This window comes from Klenkia terrae (assembly GCF_900491935.1).
Taxonomy (GTDB): domain Bacteria; phylum Actinomycetota; class Actinomycetes; order Mycobacteriales; family Geodermatophilaceae; genus Klenkia; species Klenkia terrae.
Genome location: NZ_UEXK01000004.1, coordinates 3,447,742 through 3,453,741, shown reverse-complemented (window position 1 = coordinate 3,453,741; position 6,000 = coordinate 3,447,742). Strand labels below are relative to the sequence as shown.

Annotated in this window: 6 protein-coding genes; 2 read left to right on the top strand and 4 right to left on the bottom strand. The window is 73.4% G+C overall.

Annotated elements, in window-relative coordinates; translation table 11 throughout:
- Nucleotides 1-171: 171 nt before the first annotated feature.
- The gene (locus LFA75_RS17280; protein ID WP_225234835.1) at nt 172-738 is read left to right on the top strand and encodes a class F sortase; all 567 of its coding nucleotides are present in this window, start codon (nt 172-174) and stop codon (nt 736-738) included.
- A gap of 9 nt (nt 739-747) precedes the next feature.
- On the opposite strand, the gene LFA75_RS17275 is transcribed toward LFA75_RS17280, so the two are convergent.
- From LFA75_RS17275 to LFA75_RS17260, 4 genes are all read right to left on the bottom strand, one after another.
- Nucleotides 748-1,047 (bottom strand): hypothetical protein, encoded by a 300-nt coding sequence (locus LFA75_RS17275; RefSeq protein ID WP_225234834.1) that lies wholly within the window; start codon nt 1,045-1,047, stop codon nt 748-750.
- A 23-nt stretch (nt 1,048-1,070) separates the two neighbouring features.
- Nucleotides 1,071-2,855, bottom strand: coding sequence for a 3-hydroxyacyl-CoA dehydrogenase family protein (locus LFA75_RS17270; RefSeq protein ID WP_225234833.1), 1,785 nt, complete (start codon nt 2,853-2,855; stop codon nt 1,071-1,073).
- A 106-nt stretch (nt 2,856-2,961) separates the two neighbouring features.
- Entirely contained in the window at nt 2,962-3,633 is a 672-nt protein-coding gene (nucS, locus tag LFA75_RS17265; RefSeq protein ID WP_225234832.1) for an endonuclease NucS, read from the bottom strand.
- A 38-nt stretch (nt 3,634-3,671) separates the two neighbouring features.
- Nucleotides 3,672-5,036 (bottom strand): dicarboxylate/amino acid:cation symporter, encoded by a 1,365-nt coding sequence (locus tag LFA75_RS17260; protein WP_225234831.1) that lies wholly within the window; start codon nt 5,034-5,036, stop codon nt 3,672-3,674.
- A gap of 197 nt (nt 5,037-5,233) precedes the next feature.
- On the opposite strand from LFA75_RS17260, the gene LFA75_RS17255 reads away from it, so the two are divergent.
- Entirely contained in the window at nt 5,234-5,974 is a 741-nt protein-coding gene (locus LFA75_RS17255) for a hypothetical protein (protein WP_225234830.1), read from the top strand.
- The last annotated feature ends 26 nt before the right edge of the window (nt 5,975-6,000 follow it).

Genomic DNA, 6,000 nt, shown 5'->3' with positions numbered 1-6,000 from the left:
GTCTGTTTTTTTTTTTTTTCAAGCAGAAGCCGGCATCCGAGATCCTCTCTGGTCTCGTGGGCTCGGAGATGTGTATAAGGGCCGGCTCCCGTCGTGCCCGGTCGTCGACGCCGGCACCGCCGCCGCCGTCCCTGGCTGACCGCACTGCGGTGGGGGCTGGTCGTGGTCGCGGTGGCCGCGGGTGCGTTCGCCGTGCTCGACCCGTTCGCCGCCCGTGGTCCGACCCCCGCCGCGGCGGTGGCCGGGTTCCCGCCGGCGCCGGTCATCCGGGAGGCGCCGGGCGGCGTGACGGCGGCACCGGACCCGGTCGCGGTGTCCGTCCCGGCCGTGGGGCTGGAGAGCAGCCTGGTCGGCATCGGCGTGGACGCCACCGGGGCCCTCGTCCCGCCGGCCGACTTCGCCCAGGCGGGGTGGTTCGCCGACGGCGTGGCACCGGGAGAGGTCGGGCCGGCGGTGCTGGCCGGGCACGTGGACTCCCGGGCCGGGCCGGCGGTGTTCTTCCGGCTGGAGGAGATCCCGGTCGGCGCCCAGGTGCTCGTCACCCGCGCCGACGGCAGCACGCTGACCTTCCAGGTCACCCGGGTGGCCCAGTACCCCAAGACCGCCTTCGCCACGACCGAGGTCTACGGGCCCACCGTGGACGCCCAGCTGCGGCTGATCACCTGCGGCGGGGAGTTCGACCGCTGGCGGCGCAGCTACGTCGACAACATCGTCGTCTACGCCAGCCTGGTGGCCTGACGCGGTGCGTCAGCGACGGCGGTCGCGGGCCCGCCAGCAGGCGGTGTGCCAGTGCCGGCGCAGGTCGACCGAGGACTCGGTGTCCCACGGGTCGAGGTCGGAGTCCCGGGCGTAGACCGGCCAGGCGACGACGTGCGGGGTGCCCGGCCGGATCTCCTGGTCGCAGCCGGGGCACCGGTAGCTGCGGGTGCTCGCGGCCCCGGTGACCTGCCGGACCACCCAGTCGCCATCACCGGCGCTCTCCACCGGCTGCGGGCGGGACAGCGGTGGCCGCGCACCTGCGTGCGGCCGCCGCCGTCCCCTGCCCATGTCGGGCCCGAGGTTACCGAGGGCTACCGGGCGGCGCTGTGGTCCCGGAACCCCCGGCCGGTCTTGCGGCCCAGGTAGCCGGCGGTGACCAGGTGCTCCAGGAGCGGGGCCGGGGCGAAGCCGGGCTCGCGGAACTCGGTGTAGAGCTCCCGCTCGATGGCCAGCGAGACGTCCAGGCCGACGGTGTCCAGCAGCTCGAAGGGCCCCATCGGGTAGCCGCAGCCGACCTTCATCGCCGCGTCGATGTCGTCGGCGGTGGCGTAGTGCGCCTGCAGCATCCGCACCGCGTCGTTGAGGTAGGGGAACAGCAGGGCGTTGACGATGAAGCCGGCCCGGTCGGTGCAGGAGACGGCGTGCTTGCCCAGCTGGGCGCAGACCGCGTGCGCGGTGGCCGCGACCTCGTCCTCGGTGGCGATCGTGGACACCACCTCGACCAGCTTCATGACCGTGGCCGGGTTGAAGAAGTGCAGCCCGACGACGTCCCCGGGCCGGCCGCTGGCCTTGGCGCACTCGATGACCGGCAGCGACGACGTGGTCGTGGCCAGCACCGCACCGGGCTTGCAGATCCGGCCCAGCTCGGCGAACAGCTCCTGCTTGACCGCCAGCGACTCCACGACCGCCTCGACCACGAGGTCGACGTCGGCCAGGTCGGCGCGGTCGGTGGTGCCGGTCAGCCGGGCCAGCACCGCGGCCTTGCCGTCCTCGTCGAGCCGGCCGCGGGTGACCTGCTTGTCCAGGCTCTTGCCGATCGCGGCCAGCACGGCCTCGACCTTCTCGGGGGTGCGGGCGACGAACGTGGTGTCGTAGCCGCCCTTGGCGAACACCTCGATCATCCCGGTCGCCATCGTGCCCGAGCCGACCAGGCCGACCTTCTGCACCGGCCGGGCGCCCTCGGCCGCACCGCCGGGGGTGGGGGTCTGCGCATCGGGCACGACCTCGGCGGAGTCCCGCCCGGCGTAGCCGTAGAAGCCCCGGCCGGTCTTGCGGCCCAGCAGCCCGGCGGTCATCAGCTGCTTGATGATCGGGCTGGGGGCATGCAGCCGGTCGCGGGACTGCTTGTACATCGTGTCGAGGATCTCGTAGGCGGTGTCGATGCCGATCAGGTCCATGAGCGCCAGCGGACCCATCGGCAAGCCGCAGCCCAGCCGCATGGCGGCGTCGATGTCCTCGCGGCTGGCGTACTTGTTCTCGTACATCGAGACGGCGTGGTTGAGGTAGCCGAAGAGCAGGGCGTTGGCGATGAAGCCGGCCTTGTCCCCCACCGTCACGTCGGTCTTGCCCAGCCGCGCGGCCAGGGCCTCGACGTCGTCGATCACCCCGGGTTCGGTGACCACGGTGCTGATCACCTCGACCAGCTTCATGACCGGGGCCGGGTTGAAGAAGTGCATCCCGATGACCTTGCTGGGCCGCCCGGTGGCGACGCTGAGCTCGGTCACCGACAGGCTGGAGGTGTTGGTGGCCAGGATGGTGTCCGGCGGGCAGATCTGGTCGAGCTCGGCGAAGACGGCGGTCTTGAGCTCCAGCCGCTCCGGGATGGCCTCGACCACGAGCTCGGCCTGGGCGAGGTCCTGCAGCGACGTCGACCAGCGGACCCGGGACAGGATCTCCTCGCGGTCGGCCGCCTCGAGCTTGCCGCGCTCGACGGCCTTGGCGGTGGACTGCTCCAGGTGCCCCCGGCCGCGCTCCAACGCCTCGGCGGAGACCTCGACGGCGGTCACGTCCAGCCCGGCCCGGGCCAGCACCTCGGTGATGCCGGCGCCCATGGTGCCCAGTCCGACGACCCCGACCTGGCTGAGTTCTCTGGCCACGCTGCCACTCCCTCGTCCCGGCGCGACCTCGTCGTCGCACCCTGGTCAGGCGAGTCTGCCAGAGCTGGTTACCGGCCGGTAACCAGCGCAGGGCGTGAAGCAGGTCTCAGAACAGCCGCTGGGTGGGGTCGTCGGTGCCCTTGAGGACGGCGTAGTCGACGGTCACGCAGTCGATGCCGCGGTCGCGGGCCAGCACCCGGGCCTGCGGCTTGATCTCCTGGGCGGCGAACACGCCCCGGACCGGGGCCAGCAGCGGGTCCCGGTTGAGCAGCTCCAGGTAGCGGGTCAGCTGCTCGACGCCGTCGATCTCGCCGCGGCGCTTGATCTCCACGGCCACCGTCGTCCCCGCGGCGTCCCGGCAGAGCAGGTCCACCGGGCCGATCGCCGTCGGGTACTCCCGCCGGACCAGCGCCCAGCCGGCACCGAAGGTCTCCACGTGCAGGGCGAGCAGGCGCTGCAGCTCGGCCTCCACGCCGTCCTTCTGCAGGCCGGGGTCGACCCCGAGCTCGTGCCGGACGTCGTGGAAGACCTGGTCGATGGTGATGACCAGCTGCTCGCCGGCCTTGTTGACCACCGTCCAGGTGCCCGCGCCGTCCACCAGCTCGTCCTTGAGCGTGCAGGGCGGGGTCATCCAGTTCAGCGGCTTGTAGGCCCGGTCGTCGGCGTGCACGGACACCGACCCGTCGGCCTTGACCAGCAATAGCCGGGTGGCCGTGGGCAGGTGGGCGGTCAGCCGCCCCACGTAGTCGACGGAGCACGTCGCGATCACCAAGCGCACGGACGCCGACGCTACCGCGCCGGCGTCCGTGCCCCGGGTCAGACCGTGGCGGGCTGCTTCTGCACGTCGGTCTCGCCCAGCGAGCGGACCGGGTCGACCGTGGTGGTGGCGTCGAACGTGGCGCGGTCCAGGATGCCCTCCCGCTCGGCCACGATCACCGGGACGAGCGCCTGGCCGGCGACGTCGGTCGCCGTCCGGCCCATGTCCAGGATCGGGTCGACGGCCAGCAGCAGGCCGACCCCGGCCAGCGGCAGGCCCAGCGTGGACAGCGTGAGGGTCAGCATGACCACCGCACCGGTCACGCCGGCGGTGGCGGCCGAGCCGACCACGGAGACCAGGGCGATGAGCAGGTAGTCGGTGATGCCGAGGTCCACGCCGAAGAACTGGGCCACGAAGATCGCCGCCAGCGCCGGGTAGATCGCCGCGCAGCCGTCCATCTTGGTGGTGGCGCCCAGCGGGACGGCGAAGGAGGCGTAGGACCGTGGGACGCCCAGGTTGGCCTCGGTCACCCGCTCGGTCACCGGCAGCGTGCCGATCGAGGAGCGCGACACGAAGCCCAGCTGGATGGCCGGCCACGCGCCGGCGTAGAACCGCCGGGCCGACAGCCCGTGCAGCTTGAGCAGTACCGGGTAGACCACCAGCAGCACGATCGCCAGGCCGCCGTACACCGCGCCGACGAAGACGCCGAGGCTGCCCAGGGACTCCCAGCCGTAGCTGGCCACGGCGTTGCCGATCAGGCCCAGGGTGCCCAGCGGGGACAGCAGGATGACCCACCACAGCACCTTCTGCACGATCGCCAGCGCGGAGCGGGTGACCGACAGGAACGGCTCGGCGGCCTCGCCGACCTTGAGCGCGGCGATGCCCACGGCGACCGAGACGACGATCAGCTGCAGCACGTTGAACGAGATCGACCCGTCGGGAGAGCCCTCCAGGCCCAGGATGTTGCCGGGCACCAGGCCGGTGAGGAAGTCCCACCACCCGCCGGTCGTCGCGGGGGCCTGCGCCGCCGACTCCGACACCGAGCTGTTGCGGCCGGGCTGGGTGAGCAGGCCCAGGCCGATGCCGATGGACACCGCGATCAGCGCGGTGACGGCGAACCAGAGCAGCGTCTGGCCGGCCAGGCGGGCGGCGTTCCCGACCTGCTTGAGGTTGGCGATGCTGACGATGATCGCGGTGACGATCAGCGGGATGACGATGACCCGCAGCAGCCCGACGAACGTCGAGCCGATGGTGTCCAGCGTCGAGGTCAGCCAGTTCTGGTCGGTGCCGGGGACGAGCTCGCCGTCGACGAACGAGCCGGGGACGGTGCCGATGGCCCGGGCGACGAGGCCGAGGCCCACGCCGACGACGAGGGCGATGAGGACCTGGGCCGCGAAGGGGGTGCGGCGGAGGCGGGAGAGCACGGGGAGGACCTCTCGGGGCGGGGACGGACGGCGGGGACGGGCCGCCGTCAAGCCTTGGAGGTCACCCGACCGAAGTCGACGACCCTCCGCCGGGTCAGCATCGGTGTGCGCACCCCGTTCTCAACCGACCTGCGGCGCGGGTGTTCCCGCCGCATGCCGGCTTGACATCGATCGAACACGTGTTCGACCATTCCCCGGTGACCGACGACCCGACCGCCCCGGCTGCGCTGCTGCGCGCGCCCCGCGCCGACCGGTTGGCCGCCGCCCGGGCGGCGGCCGGCCAGGCCGACCGCCGGTTCGGGATCACCACCCCCGGACGCCCGTTGGAGACCCTCCCCGCCCTGGCCGCGCTGCTGCCCGGCGGGGCGCTGTCCACCGGTGCGGCCTACTCGGTGCTCGGGTCGGTCGCGCTGGCCACCGCCCTGCTGGCCGGGCCGTCCGCGGCCGGTGAGTGGTGCGGCGTGGTCGGGGTGCCCGGGTTCGGCGCCGAGGCGGCTGCGGCGATGGGCGTCGACCTGGACCGCACGGTGCTGGTGCCCGACCCCGGTCCCGAGCTGGTGGCGGTGGTGAGCTCGTTGGTGGGGGCGCTGGCCGTCGTCCTGGTCGGGCCCCCCGGCCCGGTGGGCGACGCCGAGGCGGGGCGGCTGGCCGTCCGGCTGCGGCAGCGGGGCACGGCGCTGGTGGTGTGCGGGCGGTGGCCGCGCAGCGAGGCGGAGCTGAGCCTCACCGACGGCGACTGGCACGGCCTGGGCGCCGGGCACGGCCACCTGTCCGGCCGGTTGGCGACCGTGACGGTGCACGCCCGCCGCACGGCCCGGCCGCGGCAGGCCCGGCTGTGGCTGCCCGACCGGGAGGGCCGGGTGCTCGCCGTCCGCGAGGCGGCCCGCGACCTGCCGGTGCGCCCGGCGGCGACGCTGACCCGGTCGGCGGCGGGGTGAGCAGGACACCCGTGAGCAGGACGTCG